Origin of the sequence: Chryseobacterium glaciei (assembly GCF_001648155.1) — a bacterium.
GTDB lineage: Bacteria > Bacteroidota > Bacteroidia > Flavobacteriales > Weeksellaceae > Chryseobacterium > Chryseobacterium glaciei.
Genome location: NZ_CP015199.1, coordinates 1,724,806 through 1,743,423 on the forward strand (window position 1 = coordinate 1,724,806; position 18,618 = coordinate 1,743,423).

Sequence of the window (18,618 nt, forward strand, 5' to 3'; positions counted from 1 at the left end):
CAGATGAAAAATATAATTATTACCGGAGGAGCCGGATTTATAGGATCCCACGTTGTAAGAGAATTTGTAAAAAACAATCCGAATACAACCATCATTAATCTTGATGCGCTTACTTATGCCGGAAATCTGGAAAATTTAAAAGATATCGAAAACGAACCCAATTATGTTTTCGAAAAAGCAGATATCACAAACCCTGAAGAACTAAGAAAAGTATTTGAAAAATACAATCCTGATGCTGTAGTTCATTTGGCTGCCGAAAGTCATGTTGACAGAAGTATCACAGATCCCATGGCATTCATTAATACCAATGTAAACGGAACTGCCAATCTTCTTAATCTTTGTAAAGAATTCTGGACATTAAACCCGGATCATACACACGGAAGATTCCCTGATGAAAAAAGACAAAACTTATTTTATCACGTTTCAACCGATGAAGTGTACGGAAGTTTAGGAGAAACAGGATTTTTCTTAGAAACAACAGCTTACGATCCACAATCTCCATATTCAGCTTCAAAAGCGGCTTCTGATCACTTGGTTAGAGCATATGGGAATACTTATGGAATGCCTTTTATCGTATCAAATTGTTCAAACAATTATGGCCCGAACCATTTCCCTGAAAAATTAATTCCACTTTGTATTTCAAATATCCTTAATGAAAGACCTTTGCCAATCTACGGTGACGGAAAATACACAAGAGACTGGCTGTATGTAATTGATCACGCAAAAGGTATTCATCAAATTTTTAATGAAGCTAAAACCGGCGAAACATACAATATCGGTGGTTTCAACGAGTGGCAGAATATCGACTTGGTGAAAGAATTAATTAAGCAAATGGATGCTAAATTAGGAAAACCTGAAGGTCATTCTGAAAAATTAATCACTTTCGTAAAAGACAGACCGGGGCACGACAAACGTTATGCTATTGATGCTACTAAACTTAATGCAGATCTTGGATGGAAGCCCTCAGTAACTTTTGAAGAAGGTTTAGGAAAAACAATCGACTGGTATCTTGAAAACAAAGAATGGTTAGAGAATATTACTACCGGAGATTATCAGAAATATTACGATAATCAATATTCTTAGGAAATGAAAAAAACTATTTTAGTTTTTTGCTGTATCATTTCCGGATTTATTTTTTCTCAGGAAATTGCACCTCCTCCTGTAGCATTGCCTAATAGCAATCAAACAAAACTAATTGATGAGCTGATATCGATAAGTCATTATAAAGAAGCACTCATCAATTATTCAAGAACTTATCTTTGGGGAGAACAATATAAAGATGGGAAAAGAAGATATGAAAATAAACACATTGATGAAGTTTTGAAAAATTTTGAATTCGAAAAATTCAAAAAAAATTCAATTTATAACAGTTTTTCATTTGTTTCAGAGAAAAAATTAAAAAAATTAATTGAGTTTTACAAAGATAATGAAGGTCAAATAAACACTGCTAATGATATGATTCTCATTACAGCATCTATTTCCCACAATCTTCAATATCAGCTAAATTCGGAAATAGAAAAAGTTTTAAAAAATTAGAATTCATTAAGACACACATGAATAAGTTGAAAAAAATTAAATTACCAGTCTAATTATAAAACATGAAAGGAATAATATTAGCCGGAGGTTCCGGAACAAGACTTTACCCTCTTACAATCGCCGTAAGCAAGCAATTGATGCCTGTTTATGACAAGCCAATGATCTACTACCCTCTTTCGACATTGTTATTGGCGGGAATCAAAGACATTTTAATTATCACAACTCCACACGATCAGGCAGGATTTATCAAGCTTTTAGGTGATGGTTCGCAAATTGGATGTAATATAGAATATATTGTACAACCTAGCCCAGATGGTTTAGCACAAGCCTTTATTTTAGGTGATAAATTCATCGGAGATGATTCTGCAGCCCTAGTTTTAGGTGATAATATTTTCTACGGTTCCGAAATGGGAACGTTATTAAAAAACAAAACCAATCCTGATGGAGGTGTTGTTTTTGCTTATCATGTTGCAGACCCTGAAAGATATGGTGTTGTAGAATTTGATAAAGATTTCAAGGCCGTTTCCATAGAGGAAAAACCAACAACTCCAAAATCAAATTATGCCGTTCCTGGGCTATATTTTTATGACAATGAAGTTGTAGAAATCGCTAAAAACATCAAGCCTTCTCCAAGAGGAGAACTTGAAATAACTGACGTGAATAATGTTTATTTAAGCAAAAACAAGCTTGAAGTAGGCGTTCTTGATAGAGGAACAGCTTGGTTGGATACAGGAACATTTGACTCTCTTCATGATGCATCAGAATTTGTAAGTGTTATCGAAAAAAGACAAGGCTTCAAGATAGGCTGTATCGAAGAAATTGCTTTCAGAAATAAATTTATCAACGAAGAAAAGCTATTAGAAACTGCCGTAAAATACGGTAAAAGTGGATATGGCGAATATCTTAAGCAACTGGTAAAATAAACAGAACGATATTAATAATTACAAAAGCTATTGGCTTTATAGCCGATAGCTTTTGCTGATAATGATATTTTTCAATACATTAGTTGTTATTTTTAGGTCAATATGAAGAATAATTCATAATCTAAAAATTTTTGGATAAATTAATTATTATAAATTTGCATAAATTTTTACACAAATGAACGAACCACAACAAAAGTGGACAGAAACCATTGAAGCAAACCACACGTTATTTGATTTAAGACTCAAAGAAGTTTGGAAATACAAAGATCTTATTTACATGTTTGTAAAAAGAGACTTTATATCCAGTTTCAAACAAACTATTTTAGGACCTATCTGGTTCTTTATCAATCCCATTTTAACGACATTTACCTATTTAATCATCTTTGGTAAAATTGCTAACTTATCTACTGATGGAGCTCCTCCAATATTATTTTATCTTGCTGGAGTTACCATTTGGAATTATTTTTCAGGAGCATTAATTGGGGTATCAAATATATTTACAGGAAATGCAGCTATTTTTGGAAAAGTATATTTCCCGAGACTTGTTACACCTATCTCCATTGTAATTTCAAATCTAATGCGTCTTGCGGTTCAATTCCTTCTATTTTTAATTGTTTGGGCATATTATTTATCTAAAGAAAGTATACATCCTAATCTATGGATTTTAGCTACCCCTTTTTTAGTTATTCTTATGGCTCTTTTTGCATTAGGAATTGGAATGATATTTTCTGCATTAACCACAAAATATAAAGACCTTGTTATGCTACTCGGTTTTGGTATAAGTTTATTTATGTATGCTACTCCAGTTATTTATCCTGTATCTTCACTTCCTGGATATTTCAAAACACTGGCTTATTACAATCCCTTAACAGGTATTTTTGAATGCTTCAAATATGGTTGGTTGGGCGTTGGAGACTTTTCACCATTAATGTTAGGAATAAGCACAATTATTATCCTTGCCCTTTTAGGAATAGGAGTTGTTATTTTCAACAAGGTAGAAAAAACATTTATGGATACTGTCTAATCACTTAAACTGAAAAAATATGCTAGCTTTAAAAGCAGAAAATATATCAAAACAATACCGTCTGGGACAAGTAGGAACAGGCTCTCTTTCTCATGACCTGAATAGATTTTGGCACAAAGCAAGAGGAAAAGAAGATCCATATTTAAAAATTGGGGAATCTAACGATAGAACAACAAAAGGAGATTCAGACTATGTATGGTCTCTTCGTGATATCAATTTTGAAGTGGAACAAGGAGATGCTTTAGGAATTATTGGCAGAAATGGTGCCGGAAAATCTACCTTATTAAAACTCTTAAGCAAGGTTACCAAACCTACCACAGGAAAAATTTATACTCAAGGCAGAATTGCCTCTTTATTAGAAGTTGGAACAGGATTTCATCCAGAAATGACAGGAAGAGAAAATGTTTTTCTAAATGGAGCAATCCTTGGGATGACACGCAAAGAAATCACCAGAAAATTTGACGAAATTGTTGACTTCTCAGGTGTAGAAAGATACATAGATACTCCTGTAAAAAGATATTCCTCCGGAATGTATGTGCGTCTGGCGTTTGCCGTCGCAGCACATTTGGAATCTGAAATCCTTATTGTAGATGAAGTTCTTGCTGTAGGAGATGCAGAATTTCAAAAAAAATGTCTTGGAAAAATGGGTGATGTAACAAAAGGAGAAGGCAGAACCGTTTTATTTGTAAGTCACAACATATTGGCAGTAAAAAAGCTATGCAATAAAGGGCTTATTCTAGAAAATGGCAATCTATCATTTGATGGTGATATTGATTCCGCTATCAAATCTTATAATAGTGAATCTTTAAATAGAGACTCGTCTATTATGTGGGATGAAAAAGATGCTCCCGGAAATCATTTTGCTAAAATCACATCTATACAAGCTTCATGTCAGTCTAACGAGTTTAATATTAATGAAGATATAACCTTGGACTTTGACTTTATCAATCTTATTCCCTCTCAAAAGTTAAATATATCATTTTCTGTTTTTACTGAAGATGAGATATATGTTTTATCATCCCCAAATCTTTATAGACCAGAATACGCATTAGGAAAACACACTTCCTCTTGTACTATTCCCAAAAACCTATTAAACTCTGGAGTATATTATATTACAGTGTTACTAGTGGGAGAAAACTTTACTATTATTGCAGAGTTAGACAGAATTATAAGATTAGAATTAAAAGATGTATTAGAAGGCAGAAGCGATTATATGGGAAGATGGAATGGTGTGGTACGTCCAAAACTAGAATGGAAAAATGCTTAATTTTTTTAAGAAAAATAGATCTAAAGAAAAAGAAGTAGATCTCCTAATATATGACACCATATTTCCAAACCCTATATCTGGATTTAGGATTGCCGAATTCACCTCTCTTTTAAATCATTATGACTATTCTAAAATCATTGTTAATCCTACAGATTACAATGTAATTAATCAACCAGAATCACAACATATTTCAGATTTAAAAGTTTTAAAAGAAAAATCAAAACTGGTATATAATAAAGTTAAAATAGGTTCTACAAAAGAATTAATTAATGTAAATACTAAATTGTTTTATTGTGTTTTTCTTAATATAATATATGATTGTCTGCCTTATTTAGAGAAAAGTAAAACTAATTTTATTTTTACACTTTATCCTGGAGGCGGATTTAATACAAAAGATAAATCAGCATTAGGGAAATTAAAAACAGTATTAGATTCTCAATACTTTAAAGGAGTTATTGTTACTCAAGAGTTTACCCGAAATTTTTTAATTGAAAATTTCAATTGTCCAACAGATAAAATTCATTATATATTTGGTGGAATTATTCCACAAAACTCTATAAATATTAATAGAAAGCGAGAATATAAAAAAGAAGACTCACTTAACATTTGTTTTTGTTCAGCAAAATATATGGATAAAGGTCTGGACAAAGGTTATGATATTTTTATTGAGGCAGCTAAATTACTTTTAGAAGATAATTACAATGTCAAATTTAGCGTAATTGGAGGTTTTAATGAAGATGATATTTCACTTGGAAAATACTCTAATGAATTTACATTTTACGGATATAAAAAATATGAAGAACTTTCTGAAATTTTTTTATATCAAGATATTATCGTATCTCCAAATAGACCTTTTACTTTAAGTGATGGCTCATTTGACGGTTTCCCACTAGGAGCCGTTGTTGAAGCTGCACTAAATGGAGTAATACCTATTGTTACTGATGAGCTTAATCAAAATTCACACTTTACAGAGTCTGAAGTTATTATTATAAAACCCAAAACTGAGGATATTCTATGTGCAATAAAAAAATTAATACAAAATGAACATATTGTACGTTCAATATCTCAAAATACCCAGTTGAAATTCAGAGAAATATATTCACATGAGAATCAACTTAATGAAAGATTAAAAATTTTAGATAAATATATTTATGATTAGTGTAACCCAACCTTTTCTCCCTCCTCAAGAAGAATATCAAAAATATTTAGACGGTATTTGGAAGCGTAACTGGCTCACTAATATGGGGCCATTAGCCAGCCAACTAGAAATGGAACTTAAAGATCATCTTAAGTTAAAACATTTACTTTTTGTCACCAATGGCACTATAGCAATACAAATGGCTATAAAAGCATTAGAGATTACTGGCGAAATTATTACGACCCCTTTTTCCTTTATTGCAACTACAAGCTGTGTTGTATGGGAAGGCTGTACTCCGGTTTTTGTAGATATTAATCCACAGTCTTTATGCATAGATCCTACAAAAATTGAAGATGCTATTACAGAAAAAACTTCTGCTATTTTAGCCACCCACGTTTATGGTAACCCATGTGATGTGGAAGCTATAGAAATAATCGCTAAGAAGCATAATCTAAAAGTAATTTATGATGCCGCTCATGCGTTTGGTGTAGAAATAAATGGAAAATCAATCTTTGAATATGGTGATATATCTACATGTTCACTACATGCAACGAAACTTTATCACTCTATCGAAGGTGGGCTGATTATCACCAAAGATTCTGAGTTACTTAAAAAACTATCATTTATTCGAAATTTTGGAATTTCAGGATTTGATTCTTTTTCAGAATTAGGAATTAATGGCAAAAATTCAGAATTTCATGCCGCAATGGGACTCACAAATTTAAAATACATTTCCAAAATACATGATAAAAGAAAAAGTTTAGCCGCTCTTTATGATGAAAAACTTAAAGGGTTGAAAGCGATTAAACCACTTTGGCACAATAAAGCAAACGAAAACTTCGCATATTATCCTGTTATTTTAGAAAGTGAAGAACTATTATTAAAAATAAAAGCAGAAATGGATAAACAAGAAATCTTTACAAGAAGGTATTTTTATCCAAGCTTAGCCTCTGCACTACCCTATTTACCAAAATTAGAACTTCCAATAACTGAAGATATTGCAAAAAGAATTCTGTGTTTACCTTTTTATTATGATTTAACACTTGAAGAAATAGAGCTTATTTCCAGGGTAATGTTAAGAATTCAAAACAACTAAAATATGTTAATTATAGGTGCTAAGGGTTTTGCAAAAGAAGTATTAGAAATATGTCATAAAAATGATGATGTAAAAAACCTTGTATTTTATGATGACATAAATGATAATATAATAGGTCTTTTATATGAAAAATTTCCCATTCTAAAAAATATTGCGGAGGCAAAAAAATATTTTAAAACTATCGATAATCGATTTACAATTGGAATTGGAAATCCAACGCTAAGAAAAGCTCTTACTGAAAGGTTTTTAAATATTGGAGGAAAATTAACTTCTACAATAAGTTCAAAAGCAGATATTGGATCATATGGAATACAAATTGGCCCAGGAGCTAATATATTGGATGGAGTAAAGATTTCGAATGATGTAAATATTGGTGAAGGTTGTATCGTTTACTATAACTCTATTATTACTCACGATGTTGTAATAGGAAATTTTACAGAAATATCGCCAGATGTAAAAATTCTTGGAAGAGCAATAATAGGAAATTTTTGTCAACTCGGTGCAGGATCAATTATTCTTCCTGATATTAAAATTGGAGATAATGTTATTGTAGGAGCTGGCTCTGTGGTTACAAAAAATTTGCCGGATAACTGTACTGTCATTGGTATTCCCGCGAAAATAATTAACAGAAAAAAAAATGTATAATTATCCTTTAGTAAGTGTTGTCATGATTACTTATGGTCATGAATTATTTATTGAAAATGCAATAAATAGTATACTCATGCAAAAGTACGATGGTTGTATAGAACTTATCATTGCCAACGATTGCTCACCAGATGGTACTGACAAAATTATAATAAGCATTCTTGAAAAAGTAATAAATTCTGAAAAATTCAATATAAAATATACTCCTCATAAAAACAACAAAGGTATAATGCCCAATTTTGTATGGGCTCTCAAAGAATGTCAAGGTAAATATATTGCAATATGTGAAGGTGATGATTACTGGATTGATGATTTAAAAATTAAAAAGCAAGTTGATTTTTTAGAAAAAAACAATGAGTATTCAATTCATAGTGGCCACGCTCAATTATTAGAAAACGAAAGCTTAACTTCCATTATAGGAGACCCACATCACAAAAAAACCTATTTAATTAATGACTTTTTTTCAAAAAATAATTTAATTACATGTACCACAATGCTGAGACTAAGTAATATAATCCCCAAAAATTGGGAAAAAATATATTTTGGAGATTGGATGTTATATGTAAATACATTAATAGCTTATCCAGGGTCTAAAGCTTATGTTTCTGATGAGCTTTATTCAGTATATCGTATTAATGAAATGGGTGCTATGTCACAAATAGCAGGGATCAAATCTGATGAAAAACATTTTATACAAATATTTAAAATACATCAATTATTTAAGGTAAAATATTCATCTGAAGATATTTCAGCGATCAACAACTATTCACTTAAGTTATACAGATATTATTTATCAATCAACAACCTTAAAAGTGCAGTAGGCATGATTTTAAAAAACTTTAAGCTTGTTTATTTTAAAATACCTTTTCGTAAATATTTATCTTATTTTCGTTACAGAAAACATCTAAAACCCTCTTAATAGTAAGCTATGTTTCCATTGATTTCCATTATCGTTCCCTGCTACAACCAAGCTGAATATCTTGATGAATGCCTGCAAACAGTTCTTGAGCAAACATTTCAGAACTGGGAATGTATCATTGTGGATGACGGTTCTCCGGATAATACGGAAGAGGTGGCTAAGAGATGGGTTGAAAAAGATAGTCGTTTTAAATATCTTTATAAATCAAACGGAGGCCTATCATCTGCAAGAAATGCCGGAATAGAAATAGCCGCCGGAGAATGGATCTTACCTTTGGATTGTGACGACAAGATTGGAAATCAGTATTTGAAACTTGCTGAAGAAAAATTTAATGAAAATTACAAGATTATATACTGTAATGCTGAAAAATTTGGATCTCAAAATGGTTTTTGGCAATTACCAGATTACAGTAGAAAAACCTTAGCAGTAGAAAATATCATTTTTTGTACTGCCTTTTTTAGAAAAAATGATTGGAAAAGAGTAAACGGCTACGATACCAATCTGATTTACGGTTGGGAAGATTGGGAATTTTGGATCTCCATTCTTAAAGATGGTGGCGAAGTTTATAAAATTAATGAAATTTGTTTTTATTATAGGATTAAAGAAACGTCTATGATTACAGAAATGTCATCAATCGACGGAAATATGAAAATTATGACTTCTAAAAATATTATATATAAAAAGCATATCGCCTTTTTCACCAAAGAATTAGGTAGTTTTCAAAGCTTATATAAACAAAATAAGAAATTAATAGCAGAAAATAATCATTTGAAAAACCTGCTAAACAGTAAAAGATACACCGTTATAAATAAAATTTTTAATCTTTTTAAGTTATGAAAGTATCTGTCGCTTTATGTACCTATAATGGTGAAAAATATTTATCTGATCAGCTAGATTCTATTATGAATCAAACAACGCTAGTAGATGAGATAGTAATCTGTGATGATGGTTCAAATGATAAAACTATAAATATTCTTTATGATTATCAGAGTAAATTTCCTGATATTATTAAAATTTTTAGAAATGAAAAAAATTTAGGTTTTATAAAGAATTTTGAAAAGGCGATTAACCTCTCTTCTCATGAAATTATTATTATAAGTGATCAGGATGACATTTGGGGAAAAGATAAGATACAAGAGACAGTTCATTTTCTGGAAACAAATCCCCAATATGATGGTGTTTTTCATGATCTAAAACTTATTGATAATGAGAAAACTTATCCATCATATTTAGATTGGAAGAAAATCACACATGAGGAAATCAATCAGGAAATTAAAAACAATGAACTTTTTGCTGCACTGGTAAAAAAAGGAAGTTTTATTTTAGGCTGCGCATTAGCAATAAAAAAAGATGCACTAAAAGCTCATGACATGGAAAATTTCCCTATTGCACACGATTACTATATTGCACAGAAATTAAGTCTAAAAAACAAACTCGGCTTTATTTCAAAGTCTTTGTCATCTTACAGACTACATGCTAATCAGGTTTATGGATTAAGATATAAATCCGATAAAAATGAAGAAGAAAATATTTCTTCAACACAAAAATATTTCAAAGAATATGTTTGGGGATATCTACAGGTTTTAAAAAGATATAAAGAATTAAATCCTAAAGAAAACGAAAAAAAAACAGACATATATTCTGTATTTATTAAAAATAGGAATACATATTTAAAATCATTGAGCTTTCTAGAGAGAAAAAAATACATTTTAAAATGTATTCGTCACAAATATCTTGATATGGAAATACCAGATTTATTTAAAATTTAAATTACTAAACATCATGGATGTAAGCATTTGTATTACCACCTATAAGCACGAAAAGTATATTAAAGAATGTCTTGAGAGTATTTTCTCTCAAGAATTCAATGGTGAATATGAAATTATCATTTGTAATGACAATTCACCAGATAATACCGAAGCCATTATCCATGAAATTATTACGACACATCCAAAGGGAAGTAAGGTGAAATATTATAAAAACACGCCTAACTTAGGATACGTAAAAAACACTTTATATTCTTTTTCGAAAGCTTCAGGTAAGTATATTTCTATTTTAGATGGTGACGATTATTGGATAAACCCATTAAAACTTCAAAAACAATATGATTTTTTAGAAACAAATCCAGATTTTTCAGGAGTAGGAACAGATTCTAAAGTAATATATGAAGAGCTATCTAAACCAAGCCATAATTTTTCAAATCACCTAGATCAGGAACTTACAAAGGATAATTTAACGGATTTAAATATTTGTCAAACCTCAACATTTTTTTTCAGAAAAAATATATTGAAACCTGATTTTCCAAAAGATATCATATCTGCAGACAGATGCCTTTATTTATTAGCAGGATGTTATGGGAAAATTAAAGTTTTGCCAGAACAAATGAGTACTTACAGGCAATTTGGAGCAAGTATCTCCAAAAATGTGACATATGATATGATGAAAAAGGATTTTGAAATTGTCCCTTTTATTAAAAAATATAATTCAGATTATAAGTCTTCTAAACTAAAGTCTTATTTTTATTATACTTTGATGACATATTCAAATGTAATTACAAAATTCAATTTTTATAAAGCCGCAACAGGATATTTTTTTAACAATGTTCTCTCAAAATTTTCATTGAATCCAATAAAATTATATCTGGCAATAAAATGGAGCAAGCATACAATTAACCAAAAATATCAGATAAAAGTAGAGAACAATAGTTTTATCTAAAACACACGAATAATGATTATAGGAAACGGACTTATCGCAAACTCACTAAAAAATATAGATTCAGGGGACATGCTGTTCTTTGCTTCCGGTGTTTCAAACTCCCTCGAAACCAGAAGCTCTGAATTTGAAAGAGAATTTACTCTTTTAAAAAATACTTTTAAAAATAATAGCGACGACAGCAAGCTTATTTATTTCTCTACGTTAAGCATTAATGATCAATCAAAACAAAGCAGCCATTACGTTCTACATAAAAAGGAAATTGAAAATTATATCCAAGAAAATTCCGAGAATTATCTCATCCTAAGAATCGGAAATATTGTTGGTAAAGGTGGAAACCCAAACACTCTTTTTAATTATTTGAAAGCACAGATTTCGAGCAGCAACAAGTTTTCACTACATATTAAAGCAAGAAGATTATTAATAGATATTGATGATATTGCTCTATTTTTAGATACAAACTGTTCTCAGCTAAAGAATAAAACAATTAATTTCGCTTATCCATATTACTATGATCTGAAAGAAATCATTAATGCGATCCAGCTAAAAATGGATAAAAAAGCAAATTATGATGAAGTGAACGAAGGAGATTTTTATAAAGTGGATTTTGATGAAAATACTAATAATTTTTTCTCAAAAACAACCTCCGAAGATTATATGAAGATTCTGACAGAAAAATATATCTAAAATTAAATTTTAACACAAATGCCCAAGATTTATATTATAATTGTCACTTACAACGCCATGAAATGGGCGGAAAGATGCTTTACAAGCTTAAAACAATCAACCGTTCCCATAAACTGTATCGTGATCGATAATGGTTCCAAAGATGGTACTCAAGAATATATAAAAAATAACTTCCCGGAAGTAGATTTCATCCAATCTCCGGAAAATTCAGGATTCGGAAAAGCCAATAATTTAGGTATAGAAAAAGCTTACAAAGCCGGCGCTGATTTTGTTTATCTGATGAATCAGGATGCATGGATCTTCCAGGATAGTATTCAGGAATTATTAAATGTATACAACAATTATCCGGACAATCATCAAATCGGGATTTTAAGTCCGATGCACTTGGATGGAAGCGAAAAACAGCTTGATCTTCATTTTGAAAATTATATTGCCCAAGACGCAAGAAATAACAGATTACTTTCTGATATTTATTTCGGCAAAACAAAACCTTTTTATGAAATAAAATTTGTTAATGCAGCCCATTGGTTCATTCCGAGAAATATCCTTGAAAAAGTAGGAGGTTTTAATCCTTATTTTTTCTACGGAGCTGAGGATTATGAATACATCAACAGAGTTACCTATTTTAAACTAAAAATAGTTGTTTGTCCTAAAAGTAAAGTAGTACACGATGCCGTACAGTCTTTTCATAAGGAAAAACCAAAAGATCAGTCAGAATTATTGAAACAGACAAGACTTTCGATGAGAATGCAGCGAGAGACAAGGTATCTGAATCCTAATTATGACTATAATATCAAAAGGGAGAAGACTGCCTTACTTTCATACATCGCAAAAATGGGAGCCAAAGGAAACGTAAATGAATCTAAATTTTATATAGAGCAGTACAAATACTTTTCAAAAAAGTTTAAAGAAATCGAAATTGCAAGGCAAACAGCCATGACTGCAAAACACCCATTTCTAAATCTTTAATACAATTACGATGGAAAAGCTACCCATAAGCATCTGCATCCTATCATGGAAAAGCGGAAGTACCCTAAAAAATACTTTAAGATCATACAAAAAATACGGTCTTTTAGAAATGGTGGACGATATCGTAATTCTTTTTCAGGAAGTAAGTGAAGAAGATAAAAAAACGGCGGAAAAATATAAAGTCAAATATATTGGTTTAAAAGAAAATATCGGCATTGGAAAAGGCATGAAAATGCTGACAGAAAATGCTTCCTCCGAGAACATTCTGTTCCTTGAACATGACTGGGAACTTATCGAAGAAAAAAGTTTTGTTCTTTCACATCTTAAAGGTGGGTTGGAATTGCTCAATAACGGATTTGATGTTGTGCGTTTTAGAAGCAGAAAAAACCCAGGCTATCCTTTAATATCAATTAGAAATAAAGGCAAAGAGCTTGATTATTATGATGATTGGCACGAATGTACGGCTCCCCACCTTCTGGAATCTCTTCATTGGCTGGATCCTGCCGTAGAATTTCCGGACAAAATACAAAAACAGGGTGAATATTTCGTAACCACTTCCCGATGGGCCAATTGGACGAACAATCCTTATCTTGTTAAAAAAAGCTACTTACTAGGAAAAATCCTTCCATTTTCCGGAGAATCGGTTTCTCTTGAAAGAAATATTGCCTCTTGGTGGGTAAAACAGGATTTTAAAATAGCACAGGGCGAAGGTCTTTTTAAACACAGTGATTTTACTAAATATCCGAAGAAAAGTCTTCTGCGTAAAATATTGAGTAAATTGAAAAATAAATTAAAATAAGCAACGTAATGAAAATCCTTTTTCATGAGAACGAACTCAATTACAGAGGGACTTCCATCGCATTATATGATTACGCAGACTTCAATGAAAGATATCTGGGAAATGAGTCTGTTATTGTTTATAATAAGACCCTACCCACTAATCATCCGTTAGGAATTGAAAAATTCGAGAAACGTTTTCAGGTAATTGATTATTCTGATTTTAATGAAGTTGACACCATCATCAAAAACAATAATATTGATCTGTTTTATGCTATCAAAAATGGAGATATTGATGGGGTAGAAACAAAAGAATGCAAAACGGTTGTTCACAGTGTTTTTAAACATTTTGAGCCTCATGGAGATGTTTATGCCTATGTTTCCGAATGGTTGAGTGAAGAAATGACAGGGTCAAAGTATCCCTTTGTTCCGCACATGGTCAATTTCGGGGCTGAAACTTCTGATGATCTCAGAGCAGAACTTAATATACCTAAGAATGCAAAAGTTTTTGGTTATTATGGTGGTGGACAAAGTTTTAATATCGTTTTCGCTCAACAAACAGCAGAAAAGATCGCTTCAAAATACAAAGACGTTTATTTTATTTTTATGGGAGTGGACTCTTTTGTGAAGAAAAAATGGTGGAAATCGGCTCTTCCTAATATCATATTTCTACCTCCAAGTTCTGATATTATGATGAAATTAAAATTCATTAATACCTGCAACGCATTACTCCATGCGCGTGAGCGCGGTGAAACTTTTGGAATTACTGTTGCAGAATTTGCGATTAAAGGAAAACCTGTTATTACTTTTGGAGATTCTCCTGAAAAAGCTCATAATACCCATTTGAAAGATCAAGCTTATTATTATCATAATGCAAAAGAGTTGCAGGATATTATTTTAGATTCAGATCTGAAATTATCCGCGAAAGAACTGTATGAAAAGTTTTTACCTCATCCCGTGATGGATACTTTTAAGAAGGTATTTATAGATTAATTATTACTTTTTTATAAAATGCAAATAAAAAAAATTTTAACCTTAGATCTGAGCCATAAACGAATATTTGGTTTAGATTTATTAAGAATGTTGGCTATATTATTCGTAGTATTTAGTCACAGTGCATCATTACTTCCAAAAAACGTATATAGTTTTTTTGATCTTTTCTACTTTGATGGAGTTTGTATATTTTTTGTTCTCAGTGGTTTTTTAATTGGAAGTATTATCATAAATTCTGTCGAAAAAAATGGATTTAATAGATCTGAGCTTTTTACATTTTGGATAAGAAGGTGGTTTCGAACATTACCTAACTACTATTTTTTTGTAGTAATTCTTGCAGTGTTAAGTAAGCTTTTCATTAAAGGGTTTCCTTTGAAAGGTATTTTCCCCTTTTTATTTTTCAGTCAGAATCTTTTTAGTGCAAACGATATTTTTTTTGGAGAATCTTGGAGCTTAAGTGTTGAAGAATGGTTTTATCTTACAATTCCATTAATACTTTTCTTTTGTATAAATGTTTTAAAGATTAAGTTCAAAAAATCACTTCTTATTGTTTCAGTTTTCTTATTACTATTTTCAACATTCCTTAGATATTATCTGTATAATAATGGCCATCTTCCTCAGATGATAGACTATAGACGTGTGGTAATTATGCGAATAGATAACTTAATGTATGGAATGATTGGGGCATATATTAGCTATTATCATCAAGAGTTTTGGACAAAAAACAAATATAGACTCCTTATCATAGGTCTTTCTCTAATTTTGGTATGGAAAGTTCTTTCTTACCAATACCCAAGTATAGAAAGTTTTTATTATGTTAATATTTTCTATCCACTGTTTTGTATAGCTATATTATGTCTTTTACCAATCCTAAGCCAATATAATCTTAAAAAATATAATATAATAACTAAAGCAACGACATATGTAAGTCTTATTTCATATTCTTTATATTTAATCCATTATTCATTAATAAAAAAATTATTGATTGATAATATATTTTCTGACTTTTTTGCTGGAGAAACTGTTGAAGCACTTATATTAAAAAATACATTTTATTGGTGTGCATCTATTATTGGTGCTTTACTTATATACAAATACTTTGAGATTCCGACAATGAAACTCAGAGATAAAATTAAATTTAAATAATTATTTCATTAGAAATATAAATAGTAAATTAAACTTCCCTTAACGAATTACATATGTGTGGAATAGCCGGAATCATTACCAATAATGCAAGAAATTATCAGGATGAAATTCAAAAAATGACAGATGCCATGGCGCATCGTGGTCCTGATTCTTCACATTACGAATTTTACGAAAACGCAGCGTTAGGTCATAGAAGACTCTCCATTATAGATCTTTCTGAGAATGGAAAACAACCTATGTTTTCTAACACCAAAAATGAATGTATTGTTCTGAATGGTGAGATCTACGGTTACCAATCAATAAAAGATCAATACCCGGAATATCCTTTTCATGGAAGTTCTGATACAGAAGTAATTCTTGCCATGTATCAGAGAAAGCAGGAAAACCTCATCCACGATCTGCCCGGAATGTTTGCCTTTGCTATTTGGGATAACGAAAAGCAGGAACTTTTCTGCGCAAGAGACCGTTTCGGAGAAAAACCGTTTTTCTACGCCATTGGAAAAAACAACGAATTTATTTTCGCATCCGAGATTAAAGCGATTCTAGCTTCAGGATTAATTCAGCCTCAGGTTAATAATGATGCACTCTCTCACTATCTTCAATATGGATATGTGAATACTTATCAGAGTATTTATAAAAATATTTACACTCTACCTCCAGCTCATCAATTAATCTGGAAAGACGGAAAAGTTACTATTTCCCGTTACTACAGTCTACCGGCAAAGGATAGATCAATAAGTTTATCTGATGCAAAGGAAGAATTTATTTATCTTTTAAAAAATGCAGTTAAAAAACAGCTTATCGCCGATGTAGAAGTAGGAAGCTTTTTAAGTGGCGGACTAGATTCATCTTCAATCGTTGCTTTGGTAAGCGAGTTTTTACCTAGACAAACAACCTTAAGTTTTGGATATGATCATGAAGCAAGCGAACTAAAATACGCTAAAGAAATCGCTCAAAAATACAATACCAATCATATTGAAATTCACGAGAAAAAGAAAGATCTCGCAACCTCTTTATTACATGTAACTCCATTTTTAGACGAACCTTTTGCCGACAGATCTTTCCTTCCTCATTATGAAATCTGTAAAAGCGCCAGAGAAAACCTTACCGTAGTTCTTTCAGGTGATGTTGGCGATGAATTATTTGGTGGATATAATTTCTACAGAACTGAAAATCAATTAAGAAATCATTTTAGTTACAATAATATTGCAGCTAAATTTGGTTTAAAATTATATCAGAATTTAAAACAAACCTCTTTTATTTCACAGAAAAATATTGAACATCCGAATATTCTGGATTTCCATCAAAACTCGGTGAGAAATTCATTCAATAAAGAAGAAAGAAATTTACTCGGAATATCTGAAAGTTTTCACCAGCCTTACAGTTTTACACCCAATCCTGATTCATTAAATGACATCATGAGAGTAGATTTAGAAAAATATGTCCCGGGAAATATGATGGTGAAATCCGACAGAATGGCAATGGCCAATTCACTGGAAGTAAGAACTCCATTTTTAGACATCGATTTTGCTGAGTTTTGTATTCAGCTTCCAGAACAATTAAAATTAAATAACGAAAACGATAAGATCATTCTTCGTGAAGCAATGGGTTCTTATTGGACAGAAACCATCAGAAACCGTAACAAACAAGGCTTCGGAATGAGTGTGGAGAGTTGGTTTGAAGAAGATAATCTGATCAACCTTTCAAACGATCTGCTTAAAGATTCTAACCAAAAAGTGTTCAATTATATTGATTTTAAGGCAACTCAAAAGTTTCTGGATAAAGGTCAAAAACATTGGAATTTACTACAATTAGCTCTTTGGGCACATAATAATCAATCTGTTTTATAATGGAAATTTCTGTTATCATACCTGTTTACAACGCTTCAGAGTTTCTTGAAAAAGCTGTAGATTCCGCTTTGCAACATGACGAAGTAAAGGAAATTGTATTAATTGAAGATAAGTCGACAGATAATTCTTTGGAAATCTGTGAAAGATTGGCTTCTGATAATTCAAAAATCAAATTATATCGACATCCAGACAAAGAAAATCACGGAGCCGGAGCAACAAGAAACCTTGGATTGGAAAAAGCTGAATCTGAATTTATTGCATTTCTTGATTCTGATGATTATTATCTTCCCAATAGGTTTGATGCCGAAAAAGAAATATTCAAAGATCCTAAAATTGAGGGTGTTTTTGGAGCTATTGGAGTCGAATATTTATCTGAGAAAGGTAAAGAAGAGTTTCAGAGTAAATTTAAAAATATTTCTTTAACTACCGTTAATTTTCCTTCGGAAGGTAAAGAAGTTTTTAAAGGGCTTCTTGGTCTAACTGATAAAGTTTTTGGCACATTTTTTCATTTAAATGCTCTTACAATAAGAAAATCTACGATTATAAAAAACAGTCTTCGTTTCAACGAAAATCTTCGTGTACATCAGGATTCCGATTTTATTATTAAACTGGCTTATCATTCTTACCTTAAATCCGGAATTATAGACAAAGCCGTTGCTGTAAGGGGAATTCATGATAATAATAGGATCACAAAAATTGTGAAATATTCGTCACAATACAATCAGAGACAACTCCTTTTATGGAAATCCTTGTACGATTGGGCAACTTCTGAGAAACTATCCTCAGAATATAGAAAAAGGATTTACTTAAGCTACAAATCATTTGATTTATCTTTAAAATCAGGATTAAAAAAATACGTTCAGATCTTTTTTGAAGGATTAAAAAATCCTCAAATATTAAAAACACAATACCGTTTTACTTACCTTAACCGATAAA

At 31.1% G+C, this 18,618-nt stretch carries 19 protein-coding genes; all 19 read left to right on the forward strand.

Going from position 1 to position 18,618, the window contains the following annotated elements:
- Positions 1–3: 3 nt before the first annotated feature.
- The 19 genes from rfbB (at position 4) to A0O34_RS07750 (ending at position 18,617) form a co-directional block, all read left to right on the forward strand.
- A complete protein-coding gene (rfbB, locus tag A0O34_RS07660) occupies positions 4–1,083 on the forward strand; it encodes a dTDP-glucose 4,6-dehydratase (RefSeq protein WP_066753348.1) in 1,080 nt (359 codons plus the stop codon).
- A gap of 3 nt (positions 1,084–1,086) precedes the next feature.
- Complete coding sequence (locus tag A0O34_RS07665) at positions 1,087–1,536, forward strand: hypothetical protein (protein ID WP_082891125.1); 450 nt, start codon at positions 1,087–1,089, stop codon at positions 1,534–1,536.
- Positions 1,537–1,598: 62 nt separating this feature from the next.
- The gene (rfbA, locus tag A0O34_RS07670; RefSeq protein ID WP_066753351.1) at positions 1,599–2,459 is read left to right on the forward strand and encodes a glucose-1-phosphate thymidylyltransferase RfbA; all 861 of its coding nucleotides are present in this window, start codon (positions 1,599–1,601) and stop codon (positions 2,457–2,459) included.
- 175 nt (positions 2,460–2,634) lie between these two features.
- Positions 2,635–3,483: an ABC transporter permease gene (locus tag A0O34_RS07675; RefSeq protein ID WP_066753354.1), complete on the forward strand. Its 849-nt coding sequence runs from the start codon at positions 2,635–2,637 to the stop codon at positions 3,481–3,483.
- Positions 3,484–3,502: 19 nt separating this feature from the next.
- Positions 3,503–4,750, forward strand: a complete 1,248-nt coding sequence (locus tag A0O34_RS07680) for an ABC transporter ATP-binding protein (protein WP_066753357.1) — start codon at positions 3,503–3,505, stop codon at positions 4,748–4,750.
- Positions 4,743–5,909: a glycosyltransferase family 4 protein gene (locus A0O34_RS07685; protein WP_066753360.1), complete on the forward strand. Its 1,167-nt coding sequence runs from the start codon at positions 4,743–4,745 to the stop codon at positions 5,907–5,909. Before A0O34_RS07680 ends, A0O34_RS07685 begins: the two co-directional genes overlap by 8 nt.
- Complete coding sequence (locus A0O34_RS07690) at positions 5,902–6,984, forward strand: DegT/DnrJ/EryC1/StrS family aminotransferase (protein ID WP_066753363.1); 1,083 nt, start codon at positions 5,902–5,904, stop codon at positions 6,982–6,984. Before A0O34_RS07685 ends, A0O34_RS07690 begins: the two co-directional genes overlap by 8 nt.
- A gap of 3 nt (positions 6,985–6,987) precedes the next feature.
- On the forward strand, positions 6,988–7,629 hold the full coding sequence (locus A0O34_RS07695) for an acetyltransferase (protein WP_066753365.1): 642 nt from the start codon (positions 6,988–6,990) through the stop codon (positions 7,627–7,629).
- On the forward strand, positions 7,622–8,548 hold the full coding sequence (locus A0O34_RS07700) for a glycosyltransferase (RefSeq protein ID WP_066753368.1): 927 nt from the start codon (positions 7,622–7,624) through the stop codon (positions 8,546–8,548). The genes A0O34_RS07695 and A0O34_RS07700 overlap by 8 nt, the downstream gene beginning before the upstream one ends.
- A 9-nt stretch (positions 8,549–8,557) precedes the next feature.
- A complete protein-coding gene (locus A0O34_RS07705) occupies positions 8,558–9,385 on the forward strand; it encodes a glycosyltransferase family 2 protein (protein WP_066753370.1) in 828 nt (275 codons plus the stop codon).
- Positions 9,382–10,317: a glycosyltransferase gene (locus A0O34_RS07710; RefSeq protein WP_066753373.1), complete on the forward strand. Its 936-nt coding sequence runs from the start codon at positions 9,382–9,384 to the stop codon at positions 10,315–10,317. The genes A0O34_RS07705 and A0O34_RS07710 overlap by 4 nt, the downstream gene beginning before the upstream one ends.
- A 13-nt stretch (positions 10,318–10,330) precedes the next feature.
- Positions 10,331–11,263, forward strand: coding sequence for a glycosyltransferase family 2 protein (locus A0O34_RS07715; protein WP_157885976.1), 933 nt, complete (start codon positions 10,331–10,333; stop codon positions 11,261–11,263).
- Positions 11,264–11,275: 12 nt separating this feature from the next.
- Complete coding sequence (locus A0O34_RS07720; RefSeq protein ID WP_066753379.1) at positions 11,276–11,947, forward strand: NAD-dependent epimerase/dehydratase family protein; 672 nt, start codon at positions 11,276–11,278, stop codon at positions 11,945–11,947.
- An 18-nt stretch (positions 11,948–11,965) separates the two neighbouring features.
- On the forward strand, positions 11,966–12,916 hold the full coding sequence (locus A0O34_RS07725; protein WP_066753382.1) for a glycosyltransferase family 2 protein: 951 nt from the start codon (positions 11,966–11,968) through the stop codon (positions 12,914–12,916).
- A 10-nt stretch (positions 12,917–12,926) separates the two neighbouring features.
- Positions 12,927–13,715, forward strand: coding sequence for a hypothetical protein (locus A0O34_RS07730; RefSeq protein ID WP_066753385.1), 789 nt, complete (start codon positions 12,927–12,929; stop codon positions 13,713–13,715).
- A gap of 8 nt (positions 13,716–13,723) precedes the next feature.
- Entirely contained in the window at positions 13,724–14,686 is a 963-nt protein-coding gene (locus tag A0O34_RS07735) for a glycosyltransferase family protein (RefSeq protein WP_066753388.1), read from the forward strand.
- 18 nt (positions 14,687–14,704) lie between these two features.
- Positions 14,705–15,832 (forward strand): acyltransferase family protein, encoded by a 1,128-nt coding sequence (locus A0O34_RS07740; protein WP_066753391.1) that lies wholly within the window; start codon positions 14,705–14,707, stop codon positions 15,830–15,832.
- A 53-nt stretch (positions 15,833–15,885) separates the two neighbouring features.
- Positions 15,886–17,682 carry an asparagine synthase (glutamine-hydrolyzing) gene (gene asnB / locus A0O34_RS07745; protein WP_066753392.1) on the forward strand — a complete coding sequence of 599 codons (1,797 nt, stop codon included), beginning with the start codon at positions 15,886–15,888 and terminating at the stop codon, positions 17,680–17,682.
- Positions 17,682–18,617, forward strand: coding sequence for a glycosyltransferase family 2 protein (locus A0O34_RS07750; protein WP_228394364.1), 936 nt, complete (start codon positions 17,682–17,684; stop codon positions 18,615–18,617). Before asnB ends, A0O34_RS07750 begins: the two co-directional genes overlap by 1 nt.
- The last annotated feature ends 1 nt before the right edge of the window (position 18,618 follow it).